Source organism: Halomonas sp. SS10-MC5 (genome assembly GCF_015992245.1).
Classification (GTDB): domain Bacteria; phylum Pseudomonadota; class Gammaproteobacteria; order Pseudomonadales; family Halomonadaceae; genus Halomonas; species Halomonas sulfidoxydans.
On record NZ_CP065435.1, the window covers coordinates 758,094 to 781,301 of the forward strand.

Annotated in this window: 28 protein-coding genes; 14 read left to right on the forward strand and 14 right to left on the reverse strand. The window is 66.9% G+C overall.

What is annotated here, in order from left to right:
• The first annotated feature begins 83 nt into the window (after positions 1-83).
• Positions 84-848 carry a response regulator transcription factor gene (locus tag I4484_RS03525; RefSeq protein WP_111413070.1) on the forward strand — a complete coding sequence of 255 codons (765 nt, stop codon included), beginning with the start codon at positions 84-86 and terminating at the stop codon, positions 846-848.
• The gene (locus I4484_RS03530) at positions 845-2,320 is read left to right on the forward strand and encodes a cell wall metabolism sensor histidine kinase WalK (protein WP_197449649.1); all 1,476 of its coding nucleotides are present in this window, start codon (positions 845-847) and stop codon (positions 2,318-2,320) included. The genes I4484_RS03525 and I4484_RS03530 overlap by 4 nt, the downstream gene beginning before the upstream one ends.
• 15 nt (positions 2,321-2,335) lie before the next feature.
• Here the strand turns inward: I4484_RS03530 and I4484_RS03535 are convergent, their stop codons facing one another.
• Positions 2,336-3,085, reverse strand: a complete 750-nt coding sequence (locus I4484_RS03535; protein ID WP_197449650.1) for an NAD(P)H-dependent oxidoreductase — start codon at positions 3,083-3,085, stop codon at positions 2,336-2,338.
• Between the two features lie 121 nt (positions 3,086-3,206).
• Between I4484_RS03535 and I4484_RS03540 the strand changes: the two genes are divergently transcribed.
• Positions 3,207-4,247 carry a zinc-dependent alcohol dehydrogenase family protein gene (locus tag I4484_RS03540; RefSeq protein WP_197449651.1) on the forward strand — a complete coding sequence of 347 codons (1,041 nt, stop codon included), beginning with the start codon at positions 3,207-3,209 and terminating at the stop codon, positions 4,245-4,247.
• 46 nt (positions 4,248-4,293) lie between these two features.
• Positions 4,294-5,169: a LysR family transcriptional regulator gene (locus I4484_RS03545; RefSeq protein ID WP_197449652.1), complete on the forward strand. Its 876-nt coding sequence runs from the start codon at positions 4,294-4,296 to the stop codon at positions 5,167-5,169.
• Positions 5,170-5,173: 4 nt separating this feature from the next.
• Here I4484_RS03545 and I4484_RS03550 read toward each other — a convergent pair whose 3' ends face one another.
• The gene (locus tag I4484_RS03550) at positions 5,174-5,995 is read right to left on the reverse strand and encodes a helix-turn-helix domain-containing protein (RefSeq protein ID WP_197449653.1); all 822 of its coding nucleotides are present in this window, start codon (positions 5,993-5,995) and stop codon (positions 5,174-5,176) included.
• A gap of 85 nt (positions 5,996-6,080) precedes the next feature.
• Here I4484_RS03550 and I4484_RS03555 point away from each other — a divergent pair, with 85 nt between their 5' ends.
• From I4484_RS03555 to I4484_RS03570, 4 genes are all read left to right on the forward strand, one after another.
• Complete coding sequence (locus tag I4484_RS03555; protein WP_197449654.1) at positions 6,081-7,283, forward strand: MFS transporter; 1,203 nt, start codon at positions 6,081-6,083, stop codon at positions 7,281-7,283.
• Between the two features lie 66 nt (positions 7,284-7,349).
• Complete coding sequence (locus I4484_RS03560; RefSeq protein WP_197449655.1) at positions 7,350-7,586, forward strand: hypothetical protein; 237 nt, start codon at positions 7,350-7,352, stop codon at positions 7,584-7,586.
• The gene (locus I4484_RS03565; protein ID WP_197449656.1) at positions 7,507-8,154 is read left to right on the forward strand and encodes an aminoglycoside adenylyltransferase family protein; all 648 of its coding nucleotides are present in this window, start codon (positions 7,507-7,509) and stop codon (positions 8,152-8,154) included. The genes I4484_RS03560 and I4484_RS03565 overlap by 80 nt, the downstream gene beginning before the upstream one ends.
• 56 nt (positions 8,155-8,210) lie before the next feature.
• Positions 8,211-9,218 carry an NAD(P)-dependent alcohol dehydrogenase gene (locus I4484_RS03570; RefSeq protein ID WP_197449657.1) on the forward strand — a complete coding sequence of 336 codons (1,008 nt, stop codon included), beginning with the start codon at positions 8,211-8,213 and terminating at the stop codon, positions 9,216-9,218.
• On the opposite strand, the gene I4484_RS03575 is transcribed toward I4484_RS03570, so the two are convergent.
• Entirely contained in the window at positions 9,215-10,030 is an 816-nt protein-coding gene (locus I4484_RS03575; RefSeq protein ID WP_234283613.1) for a helix-turn-helix domain-containing protein, read from the reverse strand. The two genes, I4484_RS03570 and I4484_RS03575, sit on opposite strands and share 4 nt — an antisense overlap.
• Before the next feature lie 256 nt (positions 10,031-10,286).
• Between I4484_RS03575 and I4484_RS03580 the strand changes: the two genes are divergently transcribed.
• Positions 10,287-10,607, forward strand: a complete 321-nt coding sequence (locus I4484_RS03580; protein WP_197449658.1) for a DUF1330 domain-containing protein — start codon at positions 10,287-10,289, stop codon at positions 10,605-10,607.
• Positions 10,608-10,622: 15 nt separating this feature from the next.
• Here I4484_RS03580 and I4484_RS03585 read toward each other — a convergent pair whose 3' ends face one another.
• Positions 10,623-11,654, reverse strand: coding sequence for an AraC family transcriptional regulator (locus I4484_RS03585; RefSeq protein ID WP_234283611.1), 1,032 nt, complete (start codon positions 11,652-11,654; stop codon positions 10,623-10,625).
• Between the two features lie 141 nt (positions 11,655-11,795).
• Here I4484_RS03585 and I4484_RS03590 point away from each other — a divergent pair, with 141 nt between their 5' ends.
• Positions 11,796-12,980: an MFS transporter gene (locus I4484_RS03590; RefSeq protein WP_197449659.1), complete on the forward strand. Its 1,185-nt coding sequence runs from the start codon at positions 11,796-11,798 to the stop codon at positions 12,978-12,980.
• Between the two features lie 124 nt (positions 12,981-13,104).
• Positions 13,105-13,308 carry a putative motility protein gene (locus I4484_RS03595; protein WP_197449660.1) on the forward strand — a complete coding sequence of 68 codons (204 nt, stop codon included), beginning with the start codon at positions 13,105-13,107 and terminating at the stop codon, positions 13,306-13,308.
• Here I4484_RS03595 and I4484_RS03600 read toward each other — a convergent pair.
• Both I4484_RS03600 and I4484_RS03605 read right to left on the reverse strand, forming a co-directional pair.
• Complete coding sequence (locus I4484_RS03600) at positions 13,299-14,000, reverse strand: aspartate/glutamate racemase family protein (protein WP_197450909.1); 702 nt, start codon at positions 13,998-14,000, stop codon at positions 13,299-13,301. The two genes, I4484_RS03595 and I4484_RS03600, sit on opposite strands and share 10 nt — an antisense overlap.
• A 51-nt stretch (positions 14,001-14,051) precedes the next feature.
• Positions 14,052-14,753 (reverse strand): DUF899 domain-containing protein, encoded by a 702-nt coding sequence (locus tag I4484_RS03605; protein ID WP_197449661.1) that lies wholly within the window; start codon positions 14,751-14,753, stop codon positions 14,052-14,054.
• Positions 14,754-14,953: 200 nt separating this feature from the next.
• Between I4484_RS03605 and I4484_RS03610 the strand changes: the two genes are divergently transcribed.
• Positions 14,954-15,853, forward strand: a complete 900-nt coding sequence (locus I4484_RS03610; RefSeq protein WP_197449662.1) for an arylamine N-acetyltransferase — start codon at positions 14,954-14,956, stop codon at positions 15,851-15,853.
• 4 nt (positions 15,854-15,857) lie between these two features.
• Here the strand turns inward: I4484_RS03610 and I4484_RS03615 are convergent, their stop codons facing one another.
• Positions 15,858-16,181: a hypothetical protein gene (locus tag I4484_RS03615; protein ID WP_197449663.1), complete on the reverse strand. Its 324-nt coding sequence runs from the start codon at positions 16,179-16,181 to the stop codon at positions 15,858-15,860.
• A gap of 160 nt (positions 16,182-16,341) precedes the next feature.
• Between I4484_RS03615 and I4484_RS03620 the strand changes: the two genes are divergently transcribed.
• Positions 16,342-17,241 (forward strand): LysR substrate-binding domain-containing protein, encoded by a 900-nt coding sequence (locus I4484_RS03620; protein ID WP_197449664.1) that lies wholly within the window; start codon positions 16,342-16,344, stop codon positions 17,239-17,241.
• Between the two features lie 50 nt (positions 17,242-17,291).
• Here I4484_RS03620 and I4484_RS03625 read toward each other — a convergent pair whose 3' ends face one another.
• From I4484_RS03625 to I4484_RS03645, 5 genes are all read right to left on the reverse strand, one after another.
• Positions 17,292-17,489, reverse strand: coding sequence for a hypothetical protein (locus tag I4484_RS03625; protein WP_197449665.1), 198 nt, complete (start codon positions 17,487-17,489; stop codon positions 17,292-17,294).
• 165 nt (positions 17,490-17,654) lie between these two features.
• Complete coding sequence (locus I4484_RS03630) at positions 17,655-18,266, reverse strand: cell wall hydrolase (RefSeq protein WP_197449666.1); 612 nt, start codon at positions 18,264-18,266, stop codon at positions 17,655-17,657.
• Between the two features lie 131 nt (positions 18,267-18,397).
• Positions 18,398-19,378, reverse strand: coding sequence for an arsenic resistance protein (locus I4484_RS03635; RefSeq protein WP_234283609.1), 981 nt, complete (start codon positions 19,376-19,378; stop codon positions 18,398-18,400).
• Complete coding sequence (locus I4484_RS03640) at positions 19,375-20,439, reverse strand: calcium/sodium antiporter (protein ID WP_197449667.1); 1,065 nt, start codon at positions 20,437-20,439, stop codon at positions 19,375-19,377. Before I4484_RS03640 ends, I4484_RS03635 begins: the two co-directional genes overlap by 4 nt.
• Before the next feature lie 72 nt (positions 20,440-20,511).
• Entirely contained in the window at positions 20,512-21,255 is a 744-nt protein-coding gene (locus I4484_RS03645) for a carbon-nitrogen hydrolase family protein (RefSeq protein ID WP_197449668.1), read from the reverse strand.
• Between the two features lie 189 nt (positions 21,256-21,444).
• On the opposite strand from I4484_RS03645, the gene I4484_RS03650 reads away from it, so the two are divergent.
• A complete protein-coding gene (locus I4484_RS03650; RefSeq protein WP_197449669.1) occupies positions 21,445-21,831 on the forward strand; it encodes a gamma-glutamylcyclotransferase in 387 nt (128 codons plus the stop codon).
• A gap of 19 nt (positions 21,832-21,850) precedes the next feature.
• Here the strand turns inward: I4484_RS03650 and I4484_RS03655 are convergent, their stop codons facing one another.
• Both I4484_RS03655 and I4484_RS03660 read right to left on the reverse strand, forming a co-directional pair.
• On the reverse strand, positions 21,851-22,519 hold the full coding sequence (locus I4484_RS03655) for a dihydrofolate reductase family protein (protein WP_197449670.1): 669 nt from the start codon (positions 22,517-22,519) through the stop codon (positions 21,851-21,853).
• Between the two features lie 111 nt (positions 22,520-22,630).
• Positions 22,631-23,143, reverse strand: coding sequence for an OsmC family protein (locus I4484_RS03660; RefSeq protein WP_197449671.1), 513 nt, complete (start codon positions 23,141-23,143; stop codon positions 22,631-22,633).
• Between the last annotated feature and the right edge of the window lie 65 nt (positions 23,144-23,208).

A 23,208-nucleotide genomic window follows, 5' to 3' on the forward strand; every position in this document is an offset into this window, starting at 1 on the left:
TATCTTTTTCCGTGATGATTTCGTGATGTAGCAGAGCCAGTGCCGTTCTAGAGTGGGCGCAGGCAACGGGCGGGAGTCTGGCGATGAGCTATCGAATCCTCTGTGTCGAGGACAATGCCGAGATCGGCAGGCTGCTCACCGAATCGCTGGCGGCGGCGGGGTATGCCTGTGACTGGGTTCGCGACGGCGAGGCGGCGCTGGCACTGCTTGGTGCCGAGGCGGCGGGAGTACGCTATGACCTGGTGACCCTGGACCTGATGCTGCCCGGCGTGGATGGCCTGGAAGTGTGCCGCCAGCTACGTCGTCGCGACAGCCTGACGCCGGTGCTGATGGTGACCGCCAAGGCGGCGATCCGCGACGTGGTGGTGGGGCTGGAGATCGGTGCCGACGACTACGTCACCAAGCCCTTCGCCATGCCGATCCTGATGGCCCGGATCCAGGCCCTGCTGCGCCGCGGCCAGCGCCAGGCGCCCAGCGACGACGGCCTCGCCAGCACGCCGCCGCTGGTCTGCGGCCCGCTGGTCATCGATGCCGACCGGCACCGGGTCCAGCTCGATGGCAAGCCGCTCCAGCTCACCGGCAAGGAGTTCGCGCTGCTTTCGCTCTTCGCGCGCCATCCCGGGCGCAGCTTCAGCCGCGGCGAGCTGCTCGATCATGTCTGGGGCGAGGAATTCGATGGCTACGATCACACCGTGAACACCCATATCAATCGTCTGCGCAACAAGATCGAGGTCGACCCGGCCAGGCCGCGCTTCATCCAGACCGTCTGGGGGGTGGGCTATCGCTTCGCCGAGACACCGGAGGGCCAGGGCTCGCCGTCGTCCGCGCCGGGCGCCGAGCGCCCATGAGGGGGCTGCTGCGCCGCTGCGGGCGGCTGGGGCGTAGCCTCTATGCGCGCATCGCGCTGGTCTACCTGAGCAGCCTGTTGCTGCTGTCGGTGGCCACCGCCTGGATCGCCATCAGCCAGTTCAACCAGCTCACCCGGGAACTGCAGCAGCGGATGGAGATCGATCTCGCCAAGAATCTCGCCCAGGTTATGCAGCCGGCCTTGTGGCAAGGTGCCGGGAGCGACGCCGCGCGCGACATGGCCCGCCATATTCTGTCGATCAACCCCTCCTTGTCGCTGTATGTGCTCGACGAGCAGGGCAGGGTGATCGCCGACTACGCCGAGCCGGCCTGCGGGCTGGGGCGGCGGATCGAGATTGGGGCGCTGGAAACCCTGCTGAGTGAAGAGCCGATGCTGCCCGTGCTGGCGACGGCGCCCTGCGGTAGCGAACCGGGCATCTTCTCCGTCGCGCCCATCCAGCATGGTGAAGCGCGCCGCCAGGGCTTTCTTTACGTCGATCTCGCCAATGCCGGCCAGGCATCGATGTTCTCCATGCTGCGCACCAGCTCCATCACGCGCACCCTGGTCGCGGCCGGGCTGATGGCGCTCCTGGTGTCCGGAGTCTTCGGCCTGGTGTGGTTCGCGCTGCTGACCCGACGCTTCTCGCGCCTGACCACGGCGGTGCAGCGATTCGCCAACGGCGTCTACGGGCAGCGCATCGCCACGCCCCGCGACGACGAGCTGGGCCGCCTGGCCAGGGCCTTCAACGACATGGCCGGGACCATCGAGGCACAGCTCCAGGCCATGCGCGAGACCGATCGCCAGCGCCGCGAGCTGGTTGCCAACCTCTCGCACGACTTCCGCACGCCGCTGACTTCGCTGCGCGGCTATACCGAACAGCTGCTGGCCGCGGAGACCGCCGACGAGGGCCGCCGGCGCATGCTGACGGCAATTCTCGACAATGCCGACCGCTTGACCCGTCTCGCGCAGCAGCTCTCGACCCTGGCGCGGCTGGACGCCGACGACCGGCCACTGCAGTGCGAGCCGTTCTCGCTGGCTGAACTGGCCCACGACATCGTCGGCAAGTTCCAGCATCAGGCCCGCACGGCCGGCATCTCGCTGACGGTAGCCTGCGAGCCCTCGCTGCCCCGGGTCGAGGCCGATCTGGGGCTGACCGACCGGCTGTTGTCCAATCTGATCGACAATGCCCTGCGCGCCACCCCCGCCGGGGGCTGGGTGCGTCTCGACGCCGAAGCGTTGCCGGAGGGGGTGCGGTTGGCGGTGATCGACAACGGCGTCGGTATCCCCGAGGAGGAGTTGCCGCTGGTGACCCAGCGCTTCTACCGCACCCGGGCCAGCCTCGACAGGGGCGATGGCTCGGGGCTGGGGCTGTCGATCGTGCGCGAGATCTGCGAACGGCAAGGGGTGGCGTGGAAGATCGCCAGCGCGCCGGGGAAGGGCACCGAGGTGAGCGTCATCCTGCCCCGCGCGTGACGCTCACCCAGGTATTCACAGTCGCCAGGTCTCGGGATGTCCCGCTTTCAGCACGCCCTGCTCGTCCCAGTCGTCCCAGCCGGCGAAGGGGATCGGCGCCTCGCCGTCGAGCCCTTCCAGCCGCCGTGCCCAGGCGGCCTTCTCCGCTTCCAGGCGCTCACGAAATGCCGCCTCGTCCTGGTAGCTCAGCCCGCCGCCCTGCACCCCGTAGGTGACCTGGGGCGGCAGCACCCGCACCCCGAGGTAGTAGAGCGAGTAGTGGATCGGCCACAGCAGCGCCACGATATGGCCGCTGCGGCCATGCCGGCTGAAGGTCGGCGCCGGGGCGCCGGTGGTCACCGAGAGCATCACCCGCTTGTCGGGAAAACGGCCGCGGTCGTAGCGCATGCGACCGCTGTAGAGCCCACCGTAGACGAATACCCGATCGAACCAGCCCTTGAGCATGGCCGGCTGGGCGTGCCACCACAGCGGGAACTGCAGGATCACCAGGTCGGCGCGCTCCAGGCGTTCGATCTCACGCTTCACGTCGGCGGGCAGGGTGCCGCCTTCAAAAGCGCTGCGCTGCTCGGTGAGGGGGAAGAACGTGTCAGGCTCGGCCCGTTCGACGTAGTGGCCAGGCCGCTCCAGCGGATCGAAGCCTTCGGCGTAGAGATCCGAGACCTCGACACGGTAGCCTTGCCGCTGCAGGGTCTCGACGGCGGCCTCCTTCAGGGCGCCATTGAACGAGCGCGGTTCGGGGTGGCAGAACACGATCAGGGCGTGCATCGGAACCTCCGGAAGCGTTGAGTGCTTCGCTTCAGGCTATGCTGTACGTTGACGAACCGACATTCCCAAAACATGACAGCTGACTTTGCATGATTGAACAAACCGCCAGAGAGGATCTTGCATGAAAGCCGTGGTCTACGAGGCCTTTTCCGCTCCACCGCAAATCCAGCACGTTCCCGACCCGACGCCGGAAGCGCACGGCGTGGTGGTCAAGGTAATGGCGACGGGCGTGTGTCGCAGCGACTGGCACGGCTGGATGGGCCACGACCCCGACATCCGGCTGCCTCACGTGCCGGGGCACGAACTGGCGGGCATCGTCGAGGCGGTGGGCAAGGACGTGACGCAATGGCGCGTGGGGGATCGCGTCACGGTGCCGTTCGTCGGCGGCTGCGGCAGCTGCCCCGAGTGCTACTCGGGTAACCACCAGGTCTGCGTCAGCCAGTTCCAGCCCGGCTTCACCCACTGGGGCTCCTTCGCCCAGTATGTCGGTATCCATCATGCCGACATCAACCTGGTGGCCTTGCCGGAGACGCTGGACTTCGCCACGGCGGCCAGCCTGGGCTGCCGCTTCGTGACCTCGTTTCGCGCCGTGGTCGACCAGGGCAAGGCATCCGCCGGGCAGTGGGTGGCGGTGCACGGCTGCGGCGGCGTCGGCCTCTCCGCGATCATGATCGCCAACGCCGTGGGCGCCAACGTGGTGGCCGTCGATATCTCTGCCGAGAAGCTCCAGTTGGCCCGCGAGCTGGGCGCGGTGGCCACCGTGAACGCGACCGAGGTGGCGGACGTCGCCGAGGCCGTCATCGAGGTGACGCGGGGCGGTGCCCACGTGTCGCTGGATGCGCTGGGGCACCCCACTACCTGTTTCAACTCGATCAGCAATTTGCGCAAGCGCGGCAAGCACGTTCAGGTCGGGCTCATGCTGGCCGATCACAGCACGCCGGCCATTCCGATGAGCAAGGTGATCGCCAACGAGCTCGAGATTCTGGGCAGCCACGGCATGCAGGCCTATCGCTACGGCGCCATGCTCGACATGATCCGGACCGGCAAGCTCTCGCCCGAGAAGCTGGTTGGCCAACGGATCGACCTGGAACAGTCGATCAAGGCGCTGACGAGCATGGACGAGTTCCAGGGTGTTGGCGTGACCGTGGTCACCGAATTCTGAACAGTGACCGGAGCCGAGCCATGCCGGTGCTGGATGGGAGTGAGCCGTGAATGAGCAGTCGCTGCACTGGGACGACCTGCGTATCGTGCAGGCTATCGCCGAGGCGGGTTCGCTCTCCGGCGCCGGCCGGCGGCTGGGGGCCAGCCATGCCACGGTGTTCCGCCGCCTGAACGCCATCGAGCGGCGCCTGGGCGTGGCGCTGTTCGAGCGCTCACGCACGGGCTACGCGCCGACCCCGGCGGGGGAGGACCTGGCCGCCACTGCTTCCCGGGTGGCGGCCGAGGTGCATGGCGCCGAGCGGCGCGTGGTGGGGCGTGACCTGCGCCTCTCCGGCGCCATCCGCGTGACCACCACCGATACGCTGCTGATGGGGCTGCTGTCGCCGATCTTTGCCGACTTCCAGCGTACGCATCCCGAGATCGTGCTCGAGGTGGCGGTCTCCAACCAGCTGTTCAACCTCTCCCAGCGCGACGCCGACGTGGCGGTGCGGCCCTCGCCCATGCCACCCGAGCACCTGGTGGGGCGGCGTATCGGCACCATCGCCCAGGCCATTTACGCCTGTTCGGATAGCGCCGCCGATGCCTGGGTCGGGCCGGATCGCCATCTGGGCTATGCCGCGCTCGATGCCTGGATGGCCGAGCAAGGAGCGAATGCGTGCTGCCGCTATCGCGTCGACACCATGTTCGGCATGCTGGCCGCCGCCCGCGACGGGCTGGGCCGTGCCGTGCTGCCCTGCTATCTCGCCGATGCCGAACCGACCCTTACGCGACTCGGCGAGCCGATCCCCGAACTTGCCACCGACCTGTGGCTGCTGACCCACCCCGACCTGCGCCGGGTGGTGCGCATTCGCGCCTTCATGGCCTTCGTGGCCGAGGTGCTGGTCGCCGACGAGCGCTTGCAGCAACCTCACGGCATGGAATAGCGACTCAACCGCCACCGGCCGGGCGGGAAAAGTAGCGCCCGGGGCTGACGCCGAGGCTGCGGCGAAAGGCGGCGATGAAGGCGCTGGGCGATTCGTAACCGACCTCCTGAGACACGGCCGTGACCGGGCGCCCTTCCGCCAGCATGGGCAGGGCGGCGAGCAGGCGGGCCTGCTGACGCCAGGCGGCGAAGCCCAGGCCGGTCTGCGCCTGGAAGCGCCGTGCCAGGGTGCGTGACGAGGCACCGACCGTGCGGCCCCAGGTGGCCAGGTCGTCCCGGTTGGCCGGGTCGTCGCGCAGGGCGGCGCAGATCCGCCGCAGCGCGGGGTCGTCGGGCTCGGGGAGGTGCAGCGGCAAGGTAGGCCCCTCGTGCAGCTCATCCAGCAGCACCGCGACCAAGCGTGCTCCGACACCGTGGGCAGTCGCCTCGGCCGGCAGCTCCATCAAGCGCAGTATCAGCTCGCGCAGCAGCGGCGAGACGTTGACCACGCGCGGCTGGGTGGGTAACCCCGGTAGCCGCTCGTCGAGATAGAGCGTACGCAGCTTCACGGCCCGATGCATCAGCAGGGCATGCTCCAGGCGAGCCGGTATCCATACCGCGAGCTGGGGCGGCACCACCCACCATCCCGCCGGGGTCGAGACCGTCATCACGCCGTGGGTGGCGAAGACGAGCTGAGTACGCAGATGATGATGGCGGCCGGTATCCCAGCCGGCGGGATAGTCGCAGGCATAGGGCTGTACCGGACCCGAGGCGCTCTCGATGCGCCGCTGCTGGGCTTCGCGTGAGAGGGGCAGGGAGTGGGCCAGAGTGTGAAGCATGTTGTCCATTACGCGATATATCTTGTCAGAATGGCGAGAGAAGTCGCCTCGCCTCCAGTTTAGCCTGAAAGTCCGGCAATCCTGGAGTCTGGTCATGAGCGGCAATCGCGTTCGGTTACTGTTCCTCAATGTGGGGCACGCCTATGCCCACTATTTCATGCTGATCCATCCCACCGTGGCGGTGGCGCTCGAGAGTCGTGGTCAGGGCGATTACGGTGCACTGCTGTTGCCGGCCACGGCGGGCTTCGTCGCCTTTGCCGCCTTCACCCTGCCGGCGGGCTGGCTGGGCGACCGCTGGAGCCGGCACGGCATGATGGCCGTGATGTTCCTGGGGCTCGGCGTGGCTTCCCTGCTCACCGCTTTCGCCAGCGGCCCCTTCCAGATGGCGGCTGGGCTGTTCCTCATGGGCAGCTTCGCGGCGATCTATCATCCCGTCGGCATCGCCCTGGTCGCGGAGAGCGGCGAAGGGGTTGGCCAGGCGCTGGGAGTAAACGGCGTGTGGGGCAACATGGGCGTCGCGGCGGCGCCGCTGGTGACCGGAGCGCTCACGGGCATGTTCGGCTGGCAGGCGGCCTTCCTGATTCCCGGCGCGCTGTGCCTGGCGAGCGGTATCGCCTACCTGATGCTGGTACCGGCCGAATGCGGTAAGCGTGGGGCGTCCGCTGTCGCCGCCGAACCCCCGGCAGCGGTGCCGACCGCGGTGGCGCTGCCGGGCCGAATCCTCGCCTACCTGGTCATCACGGCGCTGATGGGCGGGCTCGTGTTTGCGGCCACCACCGTGGTGCTGCCCAAGGTCATGGAGGACGCCTTCAACGGTGGCGGGAATGGCCTGGTCAGCGCTGCCGGCCTGGCATCGATGGTCTTTGCCTGCGCCTCCGTGGCGCAACTCGTCACCGGCAGGGCCGTGGACAGGGTCTCGCCGCGGCAACTGATGCTGCTGCTGGCGCTGTTGCAGGTGCCGCTGTTCCTGCTGATGGGGCAAGCTGGGCAGTGGTGGGTCGTGGCGCTGTCGCTGGGGCTGATGATAACGGTGTTCGGCGTCATTCCCGTGCAGGACGCCATCGTGGCGCGCCATACCGCAAGCGACTGGCGAGCACGGGTCTATGCCGTGAAGTACGTGCTGTCGCTGGGCGTCGGCGCCCTGGCCGTGCCGGTCGTGGCCTGGGGGTACGACCCGGCCAGCGGCTTCATCCGGCTCTACCTGCTGCTGGCCGCCTGTGCCGTCGGCGTGGCGATGGCCGCGCTGCTGCTGCCGGCCCGGCGCTACGCGCAGGCGGCCCTGGGCGACAACGCATGACGTCGACCGCCGGGCGCCTGCTCTGGCAGAGGCTCGTGGCCTGGCAAGACGCAATGGAGATAACGAATGAAGCTCTCTTCCCGGGCGGCCGAACGGCCGCTACCCAAGGAGGCCGTGGCCGCCTTCGACATCATCGTTCGCGAGCTGGGCGAGAGCGTGGTCGGCGTCTATCTGTTCGGCTCGGCGCTCACCGGCGGCCTGCGCCCCCAACAGCGACGTGGACATGCTGGCGATCATCAGCCAGCCACCCGACGAGCCGGTGCGCCGGCGCCTGGTCGAGGCGCTGATGCGGGTCTCGGGTAGCCCTGCGAACGACGGCTCGCCCAGGCCATTGGAAGTGACGCTGCTGTGTCGAGAGTCGCTGGTGCCGTGGCGCTACCCGCCGAGAAGCGAGCAGGTCTACGGCGAATGGCTGCGGGACGAGTTCGCGCAGGGCCGCATTCCCCCGGCGACTACCGATCCCGACCTGGCGCTGGTACTGACCACCGCCAGGCAGGCGAGCCTGGCGCTGTGCGGGCCGGAACTCGCGGAGCTGATCGCGCCGATTCCCGAGGCGGACCTGCGACGGGCGATCGTCGATTCGCTGCCCGGCCTGATCGATGGCTTGCCGGGCGACGAGCGCAACGTGCTGCTGACCCTGGCACGAATGTGGATGACTCTCGAGACGGGAGAGATCGCGCCCAAGGACGTGGCCGCCGCCTGGGCCCTGGAGCGCCTGCCCGCGGAGCTTCAGACCGAAATGGCACTGGCGCGGCGCGGTTATCTTGATGGGGACGGCGGCGACTGGCCACAGCGTATGCCCCAGGTGGAAGCGCTGGCGGCCTATCTGCGGCGCGCCATTGCTTGCCCTTCCTCCGGCATGATGGACTAGTCTCTTGGCACTCTCAGTAAATGCCAAAGGCAGTGAAAAGATAGAGGAGTGCCGAGATGAAAGTGGTAACCCTGAAGAGCCCCGGCGGGCTGGACCAGCTGCAAGTCGTCGAGCGGGAGGCACCCGGTGAGCCGGGACCGGGCGAGATCCGCGTGCGCGTGCATGCCAGTTCGCTCAACTTCCATGACTACGGCGTGGTGTCCGGCAAGATGCCGACCGAGGATGGCCGCATTCCCATGTCCGACGGCGCAGGCGTGGTCGAGGCGGTGGGCGAGGGCGTCGAGGCGTTCGCCGTGGGCGATGCGGTGGTCTCGACCTTCTTTCCCTACTGGCTCGACGGCCCGGCGCGGGTCGGCGATTTCAAGACCACGCCCGGCGACGGTGTCGATGGCTACGCGCGCGAGCAGGTCATTCGCCCGGTCACCTGGTTCACCCACGCGCCGAAGGGCTACAGCCACGAGGAGGCCGCCACGCTGACCACCGCAGGCCTCACCGCCTGGCGCGCGCTGGTGGTGGACGGCCACCTCAAGGCCGGCGATACCATCCTCACGCTGGGCACCGGCGGCGTTTCCATCTTCGCCCTGCAGTTCGCCAAGGCGATGGGAGCGCGGGTGATCTCCACCTCGTCTTCCGACGAGAAGATCGAACGGCTCAAGCAGCTCGGCGCCGATCACACCCTCAACTACAAGGCCGAGCCGGAGTGGGGCAAGAAGGTGAAGGCGCTGACCGACGGCCAGGGCGTCGACCATGTGATCGAGGTCGGCGGGCCGGGGACGCTGCCGCAGTCCATCGACGCCGTGCGCATCGGCGGTCATATCTCGCTGATCGGCGTGTTGACCGGGCGTGGGGGCGAGGTACCCACCGCCAAGCTGATGGCCAAGCAGGCGCGCCTGCAGGGGCTGATCGTCGGCAGCCGCATCCACCAGCAGGAGATGGTGCGTGGCATCGAGGCCAGCGGTGTACGCCCGATCATCGACAGCCGTTTTTCTCTGGAAGAGATCGCCGACGCCTTCCGTCACGAGGAGGCGGGGCGCCACTTCGGCAAGATCTGCCTGTCCTTCTAGCCGGAGGAGGCCGCCGCCAGCTGCTGCAGCGCGTCCTGGGTGGCGGCATCCGCGGGGAAGAACGACTCGATGGCGAGTTCCTCCAGGGTGATGTCGAGCGGAGTGCCGAACACCGTGGTGGTGCTCAACAGCGACAGCACGCGGCCATCCGGCATGACCAGCTCCAGCGGCACGACGATGCCGCCGTGGCGCGACGGCGCGCTGGCCAGGTGGGGGCGAGCGCCGGCCGGCACCGGGTAGCCCTTCAGCTCCTCGCCGAGCGAGGCCAGCGCCGGGTCGGCGGTCGTCTCGGCCTGGCGGGCCAGGCGTTCGAGAATATGCGCGCGCCATTCGCGGAAATTGCCGATACGCGATGCCAGTCCACGGGGATGCAGGGTGAGCCGCAGCACGTTGACCGGGGGCTTCAGCAGTTCGGCGTCGATGCCGTCGAGCAGCCGCTCGAGCGGGCGGTTGGCCATCAGCAGGTGCCAGTGGCGGTCGACGGCCAGCGCCGGGTAGGGGGCATGGCTGGCCAGCAGCCGCTCGATCACGCCGCGCACCGCACCCAGCTCGGGTGCGTCGATGCCGCGCTCGCCGAAGGCCGGGGCGTAACCGGCGGCGAGCAGCAGCCGGTTGCGCTCGCGCAGGGGAACGTCCAGTTGCTCCGCCAGGCGCAGCAGCATCTCCCGGCTCGGCACGGCGCGGCCGGATTCGACGAAGCTCAGGTGGCGCTGGGAGACGTCGGCCTCGGCGGCGAGCGCGAGCTGGCTCAGCCGCCGCCGCTGGCGCCACGCCTTCAACAGCTGCCCGGGGGTGGGGGAGTTCGTGGTCATGGCACCAGATTAGGGAAACACTGCGCAAATGCCTACACAAGCGAATCGCTGCGTTGCGCGGTGCGCGGAATCCTCACATATACCCCATATGCTCCGGTTCCTGTGCTCCGTGCGCCTTGCGCTTCATCTCGCTCGGCTATTTGTCCAGCATTTCCTTAGCGCCAAGCGATATGCCTGGCTATTACCTCGCAGGTAATCGCCAGGCTCTGTGAGGCGGGCGAAGCTGTCCAGGCAAACCCACCACAGGAGCAACGCCATGACCGCCTACGCCATCGCCCGCCTGCAGGATGTCACCATGGGCCCGGAGATCGTCGAGTACCTGGAGAAGATCGATGCCACCCTCGCGCCCTATGGCGGTCGCTACCTGATTCATGGCGGCCCCCTCGAGGTGCTGGAGGGCAACTGGCAGGGTGACACGATCATGCTCGGCTTCCCCGGCCTGGAACAGGCCCGGGCCTGGTATCGCTCCGAGGCCTACCGGCGCATCCTGCCGCTGCGCACCGCCAACGCTGTGGGCGACGTCATTCTGGTGGAAGGCGTCGAGGAAGGGCACCGGGGCGTCGATATTCTCGGCTGAAGGACTCAGGCGCCATCAGCCTGGTTCGACGACCGAGCGTGCATACTCGCCCTTGGCTGCGGTAGCCCCCGGGGCAAGCGAGATCACGTTGGCGTCGGCCTCGCGCTGCTGGCGCAGGGCTCCGGGCGGATGGCCGTGGACACGTTTGAAGGCGCGGCTGAAGGCGGCCGCGCTGCCGTAGCCCAGGCGGTAGGCCACGGTTTCGATGGGTTGACGCTCGCGGCCGATCCACTGGGCCGCCAGGCGCATGCGCAGCTCGGTCACGTAGCGGTGCGGTGTCATGCCCGTTACCGCCAGGAAGCGCTCGGCGAACACCGAGCGCGAGCTGCCCATCTCGGCGGCGAGTTCCGCCACCGTCCAGTGGCGCCCCGGCTCGCGATGCAGCGCGGCGATGACGCGGCCCAGGCGCGGGTCGCGCAGCGCCTCGATCCAGCCGGTGGCATCGCCGCAGCCGCACTCCACCCAGCCGCGCACGATGAAGGCGGCCATCACGTCGGCGAGCCGCGCCAGGATGGCGGCATAACCCGCGCGCTCGCTCTTCGCCTCACGCTCCATCGCCTCGAGCATGGGCAGGATCTCGGGCTGGCGCTCGAGCAGGGTGCCCACGTACATCACCTCGGGCATCAGCGAGACCAGTGCATGCATGCTGCCCAGGTCGAATTCCATGCAGCCGCTGAAGGTCAGGGCGCCGTCGAGGGTGCAGTCCCTAGGGCAGGCGCGGATCGCGCTGACCGCCTCGCACAGCTTGGCGCTCTCGAAGGCGGTGACGTCCCGGGCCGGCTGGTCGGGGGAGGAGAGCAGGGCATGCAGGCCGCCGCGTGGCAGCAATAGCGCATCGCCCGTCGAGAGGGGATGCACGCTGCCGCTGGGGCTGCGCAGGTAGACGGGGCCGCGGGCCACGAAGTGGAACTGGGCCCAGCCCTCCACCTGGCCGAACTCCACCCCCAGCGGGGGCGAAAGTTGGATACGGCGATAGGCGATGCCGCGCAGGCGCATGCCGAGCAGCAGCTCGCTCACCAGGTCGCTGGGCAGTTCCGGCGTTGGCATCTTGGGCTCCTGTTTCGGTTGGCATTCATCAGTTCCGGATGAATGATCAAGCATTCGAGAGTTTCTAGCATAGATCGTCCGGTCTGATCGCTCTAGTCTTCTCGTTCCTGACGAACGCTTCTCTAGGATAGGAGAACGAACATGAACGAGTTGGTACAGCGGGCACGGCCCGCTTGGGGGGCGGTCATCTCGATGGCCCTCGGCGTGTTCGGGCTGGTCACCGCGGAGTTCCTGCCCGCCAGCCTGCTCACACCCATGGCGGCCGACCTGGGCGTGACCGAGGGCATGGCGGGGCAGGCGGTGACCGCCACCGCGGCGGTGGCACTCTTGACCAGCCTGCTGATCTCCACCGCCACCCGGCGCATCGACCGGCGCCATGTGCTGCTGGGCTTCTCGCTGCTGCTGGTGGCCTCGAACCTGGTGGTGGCGTTTGCCCCCAGCCTGTCGGTGTTGCTCCTCGGGCGCGTGCTGCTGGGACTGGCGCTGGGCGGGTTCTGGACCATGTCGATCGCCACCGTGATGCGCCTGGTGCCCGAGGAGATGGTGCCGCGGGGGCTGTCGATCATGTTCAGCGGGGTCTCCGCGGCAACCATCGCCGCGGCACCGCTGGGCAGCTACTTCGGCGACCTGCTCGGCTGGCGCGACGTGTTCCTGCTGGCCGCGCTGCTCGGCGTGCTGGCGCTGACGGTGCAGTTTCTCACCCTGCCGCGCATGGCGCCGAGTGGGCAGACACGCCTGTGTACCCTGTTCGACGTGCTGATGCGGCCGCGAGTCGGTCTGGGCATGCTGGCCGCGGCGCTGGTCTTCACCGGTCACTTCGCCTTCTTCACCTACATTCGACCATTCCTCGAGACCGTGACCGGCGTCGGCGTGACCGGCGTGGCGACCATCCTGCTCGGCTTCGGCGTGGCCAATTTCGTGGGTAACTACCTGGGCGGCTGGATGGTCGAGCGCAGCCTGCGCCTGACCATGATCGCGATGCCGCTGCTGATGGGCGCGCTCGGGGTGGCACTGGTGGTGCTGCAAAGCACGCCGGCTACGGACGCCGCGCTGGTGGCAGTGTGGGGGCTGGCCTTCGGCGCCATTCCGGTGGCGTGGTCGACCTGGCTCACCCGCACGGTGCCCGACGAGGCCGAAAGCGCCAGCGGCCTGCTGGTGGCGGCCATCAACCTGGCGATCGCCACCGGGGCGGCAGCGGGGGGATTTATCTTCGACCTGGGCGGAGCCCTCAACGTGTTCGCCGCCAGCGGTGCCGTGCTGCTGCTGGCCGCGCTGATGATCCTGATGGGCGTAAGGACACGGCCACTGGCGACTGCCGGAACCTGAAAACCGCTCCAACAGGAACACTGCAGAATGAATGCGGCCCGCTTCGGCGGGCCGCGTTTTTGCCATCGCCTCCGTTAGCTGTTAGCGTGGCTTGACAGAAGAACCAAAAAATGGAGCAAGCCACATGGATTCAGCCGTCAACGCCATCGTCGGCCAGTCGATGATCATGCAGCAGGCCCAGGCCGCGCAGCAGGTGCAGTTGGAGGTCTACAAGGACGCCCTGGACATGCAGAAGGACCAGGTTGCCGCCGTCATGGCCTCGGCTTCACTGCAGCCACAGCTGGCCAATGAGGGGATGGTGGGTACTCACATCAATACCTACGCTTGATCCTCCAACGCCCACTTCACTGCCTCTTCGGCGTGTATGGCCGTGGTGTCGTAGAGCGGCACCGCGGTATGGCGCTGCTGCACCAGCAGGGCGATTTCGGTACAGCCGAGGATCACCGCTTCGGCGCCCCGCTCGCGTAGCGAGGCGATTATCTCCAGGTAGCGCTGGCGCGACGTCTCCTTCACCTGCCCCAGGCACAGTTCGGTGTAGATCACCTCGTGCACCAGATCGCGCTGAGCCTCGTCGGGCACCAGCACCTCGATGCCGAAGCCTTCGGCGATCCGCCCCTTGTAGAAGTCCTGCTCCATGGTGAAGCGGGTGCCAAGCAGGCCGACGCGACGAATGCCGTCGGTGGCCAGGCGCTGCGCCGTGGCATCGGCGATATGTAGCAGCGGGATCGAGACCGCTTCAGCCACCTGCGGCGCGACCTTGTGCATGGTGTTGGTGCCGATCAGCAGGAAATCCGCGCCGCCGGCCTCCACGCTGCGGGCGGCCCGGCGCAGGATCTCGGCAGTGGCGTCCCAGTCGCCGGCGTGCTGCAGCCTTTCGATTTCGGCGAAGTCGACGCTGTACAGGCACAGCTTGGCCGAGTGCAATCCGCCCAGGGCGGCCTTTACCCCTTCGTTGAGCGCCCGGTAATAGCTGACGGTGGATTCCCAGCTCATGCCGCCGAGCAGGCCGATGGTCTTCATGGTCATGGTTTCCCTCTGTTGTCGTTGTTTCCTGGCTCGCCGTACGCGTGGTCACGTCTCGTATTCGTCGTGGCGCCGGTTCCACACGTAGGGTGGCGTTTGCGGCCAGCCGGGGGGTGAGTCCTCCCAGGTTTCCTGGCGTCCGTAGGGCGTCAGGTCCAGGTAGGTCCATAGGCTGCCCAGGTACTCCACGCCGCGCTTGCCGCTGAAGTAGGTACGATACACTCGCTCGCCGTCGCGCAGAAAAACGCTGATACCATGCCGCTCGCCGCGGTCGGTGCCGGGGGCGTCGCAGTGGCAGCTCGTCACGCCCATGTCCTGGTTGAAACGGCTGTTCAGCGACGAATACCACGTCGGGTGCTGCCAGCCCATGCGCGCCTGGTAGCGTATGAGCTTCTCCCGTGGCGCCCGGGAGACCAGCACCAGGGTGGTATCGCGGGCGTTCAGATGGGCGGGGTGGGTCATGGCGTCCACCACCCAGGAACAGCCGTCGCAGCCGGCCTCCCAGTCGGGCCCGAACATGAAATGATAGACGATCAGCTGGCGGCGCCCCTCGAACAGGTCGAGCAGGGTGGCTTCCCCCTGCGGCCCGTCGAAGACGTAATCGGTGCGCACCTCGGTCATCGGCAAGCGGCGCCGCGCGGCGTTGAGCCGGTCGCGCTCACGCGTATGGGCTTTTTCACGAGCGATCTGTTCCTCCAGAGCGCTGCGCCACTTCTCTTCGGAGACGATGGGGGGAAGCGGTGAGTTCATGGCACGACTCCTTCCGTTCTTGTATTGAGGCACTCGGCAGCTTGTCATCAAATAGGCGCCGTAGCCATGAACAGTCAACCTCCTGCTCAGATGGCCTGTGGCTATGGGAGCGATTGGGCTTTCTTGGCTTTACCTCAAGCAAGGTTGAGGCGTTAGCCTGCATGACAAAAGGTTGCCCTTCGAAGAAAAAGGAGAACGACATGCAGGCTGTATCGACCACCCAATCGCTCCACGAATCGGCCCGGTGGGAGACCCCGGCGCTCGATCTCGAGGCCTACCTGGCCCGCATCGACTATCGGGGGCCCCTCACGCCCAGTGTGGAGACTCTCAAGGCCCTGCAGCAGGCGCACCTCGCCGCGGTGCCGTTCGAGAACCTTGATGTCGTCACCGGCGGCGAGATCCGTATCGACCTGGAAAGCCTGCAGGACAAGCTGGTCCGGCGCCGGCGCGGCGGTTACTGCCATGAGCACAACACGCTGTTCGCCACGGTACTGGATCGGCTCGGCTTCGAGGTCGCGGGGCGCAACGCGAGAATGCTGATGGGAGAGGATGCCAGTGTCGTCACCCCGCTCGGTCATACGATGCTGGTGGTAACAGCGGAAGGCCGCGACTGGCTGGTCGATGTCGGCGTCGGCAACGTCGGCCCGCGTGAGCCGATCCTGCTCGAAGTGAACAGCGAGGCGAGCCATGGCCCCTGGGAGTATCGCCTGGAGCGCTCGCCGCTGGGATACTGGCTGCTGCGTCATAAGCGCCTCGGTGAGTGGTTCAACATCTACCAGTTCAGTGACGAACTCACCTATCGCGCCGACTCCGCCGAATACAACTATCTGGCATCTCATCATCCCGCATCGCCCTTCGTGCGGCGAATCGTGGCTCAGCACAACGGCGCGGAGGTAAGACTTGCGCTGACCGACCTCGAGCTGAAGACTTTCCGCCCGGGTGAGCCACCGGAGCTTCGGCGGATCGCTGCCGGCGAACTGCCCGGTGTGCTGCGCGAGCGCTTCGGCCTGGCATTGGCACCGCAGCAGGAGCGTCTCCTGCTGCGGCGCGCCGAGGCGCTCGCCGAGACCTCCTCCGAAGGCGAGCAGCTCGGTACCTGAGCGGTCAGCGCCGCTGTTTCGCCTTGCGCTTCGCCCGCCGCTGCTCCAGCGCCTGCTCGGCATCCTCCTTCAATGGCAGGCGCGAGGCCCACAGGATGTCGTCTCGGCTGTGGCCCATGTCCTCGAGCATATGGTCGTCGTAGGCCAGCAGATGCAGGAAGCGCTGGCGAAACCGCCGCCGGCGCCGGTACTCCTGCCACCTGGTTTCGAGTGCGTGGATCAGCCCCAGCGGGGGCATGGCCGGCATGAAGAAGTCCGGCTGGGGCGGTGGGGTGGGGCGTTTGTCGAACTCCGTGCGCGGCTGGCGTAGCGGCTCGTACTGGCTCATGTCGCACCTCCTGACGGGCAGCCGCCGTCGGGCGGTTGCCGTGAAGATTCACGTTGAAAGGAGGGTCGCGACCTCTTGAAGGAGAGCTTGGCTCGGCTTGATGGATCAATCCAGCGAAAAGGTCTACATTGTCATTTAAGGAAAATTGAAGGGTATAGACATGACGCAAGCCGCCGCTCCCCCTGCCGACAACTGGCAGGCTTCGACACCGCTGCTCGATACCGACGTGTTGCGTACCTTCGTGGCGATCGCCGAATGCGGCAGTTTCACCCGGGCCGCCCGGCAGGTATTCCGCACCCCTTCGGCGCTCAGCATGCAGATCAAGCGGCTGGAGGAGACGCTCGGTCAGGCGCTGTTCATACGCGAAGCCCGCCAGGTGCGGTTGACCCCGGAGGGCGAGGTGCTGCTCGGCTACGGGCGGCGCCTGCTCAAGCTCAACGAAGAGGCGGTTACGCAGTTCCTGGCGCCCAGCGTATCGGGCCGGCTGGGCTTCGGTACCACCGACGACGTGGGCACGCGTATCCTGCCCGGTGTACTGGCGCAGTTCGCCCGCTCGCATCCGGCGGTTCAGGTCGACGTGGTGGTCGGCAGCAGCCGGGAGATGCTCGCCAGGCTGGATGCCGGCGAACTCGACCTGGTACTGGTCACGGCGGGCAATCCCGGCCAGGAAGCGCGCGGCGAGATCGTCCACAGCGAGCCGCTGGTATGGGTGGGGAGGGAAGGCGGCGTGGCCGCCCGGCGCTCGCCGCTACCGGTGGCGCTGGCACACCAGGGCTGCGCTTGGCGCGGCATGGCGCTGGAGGCGCTGAATCGGGCCGGCATCACCTTTCGCATCGCCTATTCCTGCGAGCACTGTGCCGGCCAGGAAGCCGCCATGATTGCCGACCTGGCGGTCTCCCCCTTCCCGCAGAGCCTGGTGCGCCCGCCGCTGCGGCGTATCGACCCCGACCTGCTGCCGCCGCTTGGGGAATACCAGCTCACGCTGGTCAAGCGTCCTGGCGCCAGCCAGGCCTGCGAGACGCTGGTGGGGCATGTGACGGCGGCATTTCGCAGCTATTGAGCGAGAAGCGAGCCGGTAACCCGGGCCGCGGCGTCAGGGCGCTTGTACGATCAGGCGTGCTCGGTACGGAGACGGTTGAGCTGACGCTTGATCTCCGCCCGTTCCAGAATCAGCAGGTCGAGCAGTTCGTCCCGCTCTTGCCGGTTCAGGCCTTCGTCGCTCATCAAGCCATCGAGCAGTGCCTCGATATCGGCTTCATGCAGGGTATCGGAAACGGCGGCGGAGCGGGGGATCAGTGAAACGAACATGGGTGCGTACCTCCAAAGCATACTGGCCCTGACGGGCTACCTTATTGTCGTTTTACGAGTGAGTTCTGGTTCTTGTAACTTCCATGGTGGTTTCTCACGGCGCGCTGCGTCAAACCGAAATCGGCCATGGATCGCAACGCTTTGTGCATTCGGGCGATAAAACCGTCACTCCGGGGTGCCATTGGGTCGGTAGAAGATGAAGGCCTCGGTCTCTGAGGTCAGCAGGTATTCGTTCGCCCACGGCGGATGAACGGTACGGTCGTGGAAGTAGAGCGCCCCGTCGGTATGGTCGGGAAGTTCCTGATTGAGAGCCTGGCGCGCGACATCCTTGGCCACCTCGTAGGCGTCGCCTTCCACCACCTCATCGGGCCGGCCGTCGCACCACCAGGAGAACTGACACGGGCTCTGCTCGGAGCCCTGCTTCACCACTTCACAGACGGTATTGGGAAACTCTTCGCTGGCCAGGCGGTTAATCACCACGTTGGCCACCGATTCCATGTCGAGGCCCGGCACTCCCTTCGCTTCCCAGTAGATGGTACGTGCCAGGCAGGTGATCGGCTCCTCCAGCGGGTCGGTGCCCTCGGGGTCGACGACCTCCACCTCCTGCTCGCTGAGCGGTTCCACCGGCTGGGTGACCTCTACATCGGGCGCTACCACCTGCTCCAGCACCTCGGCCTTGCGTTCGGCCTCGTCCGCCTGTGGCGCGGGGTTGATGACCGCCAGCGCGGCCATGGGCAAGGCAAGGAGGAACCAGCCGACGGAGCGAAAGGGAGACATGGCGAGAACCTTTGGTATCGTTATGGGGTGGTTCCATTGCGTAACGAAGCGGCACGCCGCGTAACGAGTATAGTTGTCCGGAACGGCTCGTGCGCGCGGCCATGGAGGCTCATGCCCCCTGCCGGCGCGGATCAGCGAGCCGAGGGGAAGAGTCCTCGCGGCACCCACCACAGGAACAGCGCCATGCCGATGAGCTCCACCAGCGACTGGAACACGATGGCCACTACGGCTGGCTCGTAGGAGGCGGGGAGCGCAAGGGCCAAGGGCAGCACGACGAAGGAGTTGCGCGTGCCCAGGCTGAAGGCCAGCACGCGCCCTTGCGCTGTGGGCAGCCTGAACACGCTGGTCAGCACACGAGCCAGCAGTGCCGCAGCAACCAGGAAACCGACAAAGGCCAGCAGCAGCCCGCCGAGAAGGGGTAACGAATCGGCAACGGTACCGACCTGGGTAGCGGCGATGCTGAACACCACCAGGCCCAGCAGCGGCACCGGCAGCCACCCCAGGCGCTCGATGCCGGCTTCACGCCTGGGCTGTCCCTGAGCCCAGGCTTCGGTCACGAAGGCCAGCAGCAATGGCAGCACGATCAGCCCGGCAAAGGCCAACAGCAGCTCGCGCTGCACCATGGCGAGGCGCAGGTTCTGGTCCAGGAACAGCCAGAGGTAGACGGGCAGCAGCGCGATTTGCAGCAAGAGGCTGATCGGGGCAAAGGCGATTGCATGGCGCGCATTGCCTCCTCCCAGATGTGAGAAGGTGATGAACCAGTCGGTGCAGGGCACCAGCAGGACCAGCAGCATGCCCAAGCGGATCGCCGGCTCGTGGGCGAACAGGTTTGCCAGCCCCCAGGCGACCAAGGGTAGCAGCAGAAAATTGCCCACCACCGCGGCCGCCATGAAGCGTGTATCGCGCCATGCGCCGCTCAGCTGCGTCAGCGGCACCTGGGTGAAGGTGACGTAGAGCAACGCCCCCAATAGCGGCCACAGCAGCGACTCAAACGCGTCGACCCGGTTTGGCCAGGCGGCACCCAGCGCCAGGCCCATGGCGATGAATGCCAGGTAGACCAGGACCTGATACTTCTCGAGCGTCTGGCGAGTCAAAGCCGGCGGTCTTCTCATGCCCTCTTCGTTGTACGCCGCAGTTCGGGCACCGCCAGCACGGTGAGCGTCAGGCCGGTGATCGGCAGCACGAAGTAGAGCATCAGCGTGCTGAAGCCGGCCAGGGCGTCGTGCTGGGTGGCGGCCAGGATCAGGTAGGCGGTGTAGGCCACGTAGTAGCCCAGCAGCACGGCGCCCTCCCAGCGGTTGATGGCGCTGGCGGTGAAGCAGATCGGCAGGCAGGCGACGGCCACGGCGAGCATCACCGGAATGTCGAGGCTGAGCATGGCGTCGGTCACGGCAATGCCGGCGGGGGCGATCAGCCCGGCCAGGCCGAGCACGCCGAGCAGGTTGAAGATATTGCTGCCGACCACGTTGCCCACGGCGATGTCGCGCTGACCGCGCAAGGCCGCGACGATCGACGTGACCACTTCGGGCAGCGACGTGCCGGCGGCAACCACGGTCAGGCCGATCACCTGTTCGCTGACGCCGAGCCAGGTGGCCAGCACCACTGCCGCATCGACGAATAGGCGCGAGCCGGCCACCAGCATGGCGAGCCCACCCGCGACGAACAGCACATCGATCCCCCAGTGGCTGCGCGCCGACTCGCTGACCTCCGTCTCGGCGGGCTCCGACTGACGCCGCCCCTGCCACAGCAGGAAGCCGGTATAGACGACCAGCCCCAGGAACAGCAGCCCGCCGTCCAACCGGCCGATGCTGCCATCCAGCGCCAGCAGCAGCATGAGCAGCGAGATACCGATCATCAGCGGAATATCCAGGCGGATCAGCTGTTGGGCCACCGCCAGCGGCACGATCAGCGCCGAGATGCCCAGGATGAACAGCACGTTGAAGATGTTGCTGCCCACCACGTTGCCGATGGCGATGCCCGCCTGGTCATCCAGGGCCGCCTTGATACTGACGACGAGTTCCGGGGCGCTGGTGCCGAAGGCCACCACGGTAAGCCCGATGATCAAGGGGGAAATGCCCACCTGCAGGGCCAGGCGAGAGGCGCCCCGAACGAGGCCCTCCGCGCCCGCGATCAGCAGTACCAGGCCGAGAGCCAAAAGCAGCAGCGTCACCATTCGTGAGCTCCTTGTCTTGTCGCAGTGGAGCGCGCGGCCCCGGTGGGCCGGCGCAAGGAATCGAGGAGGATGCTAGGCCGCCGGCGCGGCCAGCATGAGCATGCGGCTGGCGAGTGTCGCGGTATCCAGCAGCAGCATGGCTTCTTGCTGGCCATCGAGCGTAGCGACCCGCTTGCCCCTGTCGATCCAGGCCGCCGAGCGGCCGCCGCCGGTCTCTCCGTCGCAGGGGCCGATGCAGTTGGCCATCAGGATCGTCATGGCGTGCTCGCGGGCGAAGGTGGCGTAGTAGGCATAGGCCTCGTCCATGCGCGGCGAGAGCTTTGCCACGCTGGCGAGGTACACGTCCGCGCCAAGGCTTGCCGCCGTGGCGACATGATCGGGCTGCAGCGATTCATAGCAGATCGCCTGGGCTAGGCGGTGTTCGCGGGTTTCGATCAGCATCGGCCGCTCGCCGGCCGAGAAGTAGGGCAGCTCGTCGTCGTGCAGCCGCTGCTTGGCATAGGCCTGGCGGCCCAGGTGGGGCTGGAACACTACCATACCGATCTGCGGCTTGGTCGAGGTGACCAGCGGCAGCCCGGCGGCGATGATGATCCCATGGCTGTCGCTCAGTCGCTGAAATGCATCCAGCCGCGGATCCTCAACGTGGGTGGCCAACGCCCTGGCCAGCGAGGGCTCGTAGCCGGTCAGCGAGAGTTCGGGAAAAAAGATCAGCTCGGCATCGTGCGCTGCCGCCCGCTCGACGAATTCGACATGACGCTCCAGGTTGGCCTCGATATCGCCCGTCACGCAGGCGTACTGCACGGCACACAGCTTCATCGGCTCGCTCCCTCTGGCCCGGCTCTCAGCTAAGCGTACTCCATTTTGCCGTTGGAAAAATGACCGTTTATCGTCGATGACGGCATGTCGGCCGGCACCTGGCCAGCCGGGTCGTTGTGGCTTCTTCGTCGTGAAAAAACGCTGGGTTAGACTGCAAGCAGAGATCGTTGCAGCAAGGAGTCAAGCTGGATGTTTGCACCTGCGTACTCCATTTCCCGCACGCCGCTGGTGGCCGTCTACGGCACCCTGAAGCGTGGGCTGCGCAACCACCACTGGCTGGAAGGGGCCGACTTCGTGGGCAGCGACCGGCTGACCAGCGCCACCCTCTACGATCTCGGCCCCTTCCCCGGGGCCAAGCCCGAACCCTCGCGCGGGGTCGAGGTGGAGATATACCGCATCGATGCCAACCTGCTTACCGAACTGGACAGGCTCGAGGACTTCCGCCCGCGCCAGCCGCACGCCGGGCTCTACCACCGTGCCATTCACGCCACCACCTTCGGCCCCGCCTGGCTCTATCTCTACAATCCCGAGGTTGCCGGCCGTACGGCGATCCGGCAGGGCGGGTGGTGGCCATAACTTAACGTAGTTAACCTACCTAGCCCTCCCGCTGCATCTTCTCGCGCCGTGCCACTTCCGCCGCCGTGGGTGGGTCCATGGCAAAGTCGCCGGTCTTCACCGCGCCGTCGCGTTCATAACTCGCGATCACGATGCCATTGGGCGACACCCGATTGGCGACGAGCTTGAATGCCGCCCCCTGGGCGCCGTCGTCAAACAGCTTCTTGCCTTGCCCCAGCACCACGGGGCAGATGAACAGCTTGAGTTCATCGACGAGATCGTGCGCAAGCAGCGTGTGGACCAGCTCGGTGCTGCCCTGGGTAACCAGCGCCGGCCCATCTTCCTGCTTCAGCCTGGCAACATCGGCCGCCGCGTCGCGCAGCGCTACCGAGTCTTTCCAGGTCAACTCCAGGCCCTTTCGGGTCGCCACGTACTTCTTGATCGAGTTGAAGGTCTTGGCGATGGAGTCGTCCGGCCCTTCCTCGGCGTAGGGCCAGTGCGCAGCGAAGATTTCATACGTCTTGCGCCCGAGCAGCAGGTCGAACGGCTGACCGAACAGCTTGTCGATCTCCTCACCGAATACCTCGTCCACCAACGGCGCGACCCAGCCGCCATGGCGGAAGCCTCCGGTCGGGTCTTCCTGCGGCCCGCCGGGCGCCTGCATGACGCCGTCCAGGGAAACCATGCCGCCAACGATCAGTTTGCGCATCTGCTCATCCTCGTGGTTTGCACGTTCAGCCAGTATTCGAACGAGCTACGTAGGAATCGACAGGCTTGCGATGAACGGCGGCGACGGCTTGTCGAGTGTGAGGTATAACGCTCAGTCCGTTGCGCGTTTGCGAGCTACCGACAGCGCCGGGGGGTGTGCCAGCGTCTGGTAGACAACGCAGTACCGCTCCGTCAAACGCAGGAGAGTGTCGAGCTGCTCTTCCGAGGCATCGGTGTCGAGGGTGACCTGCAGCCGAATGCTCTGGAAGCCCACGGGCACTTCCTTTGCCACGCCAAGCGTTCCACGAAAATCGAGATCGCCTTCCGCCTGGAGCGAAGCATCTCGCAACTCGATGCCGAGCGAGGTGGCGACGGCGTTCAGCGTCACCCCGGCGCAGGCCACCAACGCTTCGAGCAGCATGTCGCCCGAACACGCGCTCTGACCGCTCCCGCCCGTGGCGGGATGCAGCCCGGCCTCGACGAGCGCCTTGCCCGTCTCGATCTTGCAGCTCACACCTTCACCGAGACGCCCTTGCGCGCGCAGAGTGATCAGTGCGGCATCCGGTACCTCGCGATAACGCTCCTTCAGAGGCGTCTGGACGGAGCGCAACTCTTCAGCCTTCATGACACTCTCCTCATGCTCGTTTTGGCGGCACGGCAGCCGTCGATGCCAGCTGTCTCAAACACCTC